We start from the raw sequence: 778 nt of genomic DNA, 5'->3' as shown, positions 1-778 counted from the left end.
CATCAAAAGCAAAAGCGTAACGACCACTCTTTCAGTTGAATCGCTACGCTTTTCTCAAATTTACTTTTTAGCTATCTGTTTATTTTATTATAGTTTTATTTTACTAAATCAACACAATTTGAACATAGACAGCCATATTTATTCTTTTCAGTACCGTTTGATTACTTGTTATGTCTTGTTACTGATTAGTTTGACTGTTTTTGCTCAGTCCGGTAAAGAGCGTTTTTCCGGTCGTGTGATTGATACTGAAACCTATCAGCCGGTACCGTTTGCTACGGTCCGGCTTTTAGCTTTACCGGATAGTACATTGTTGGGCGGCGGCGCTACGGATGCTATCGGTAAATTTCAACTTTCCGTTTCCATTCCTAATCATGCAATTAAAGCGAAGTCTTTATTATTACAGGTGTCATATGTCGGATATAAGCAGGTTTTTCATCCCATTTCCAGCAAAAGCTCTTCTTACGAATTGGGGGATATAAATCTGACTCAGGAAAGTTATGCTTTGGATGAAGCAGTGGTAGTAGGGCAGGCTCCAATGGCGGTGACAGAGGGGGATACAACGGTATTCAACGCTTCTGCCTATCGTACTCCCGAAGGCTCAATGCTTGAAGAATTGGTAAAACAGCTTCCGGGAGGTGAAATAGATGCAGACGGTAAGTTGCTAATACATGGCAAGGAAGTAAAAAAGATTGGCACTTATATACGACTCAACACCTAGCCTTGTGCCATAACTTTTAGTTATAATAAAAAAGCTCTTTCTAGTTGGTGTTAACTGGAA

1 pseudogene is annotated in these 778 nt (G+C 39.8%); it reads left to right on the top strand.

Features of this window, described 5'->3' with window-relative positions:
- Nucleotides 1–118 precede the first annotated feature (118 nt).
- Nucleotides 119–691, top strand: a pseudogene (locus KQP79_RS25765) (carboxypeptidase-like regulatory domain-containing protein); the annotation flags it as partial.
- Nucleotides 692–778 lie beyond the last annotated feature (87 nt).

The organism is Bacteroides sp. DH3716P (assembly GCF_025914115.1).
GTDB classification, from domain to species: domain Bacteria; phylum Bacteroidota; class Bacteroidia; order Bacteroidales; family Bacteroidaceae; genus Bacteroides; species Bacteroides ovatus.
Note: the sequence above shows the minus strand (reverse complement) of the source record. Positions and strands in the feature narration are given on the sequence as shown.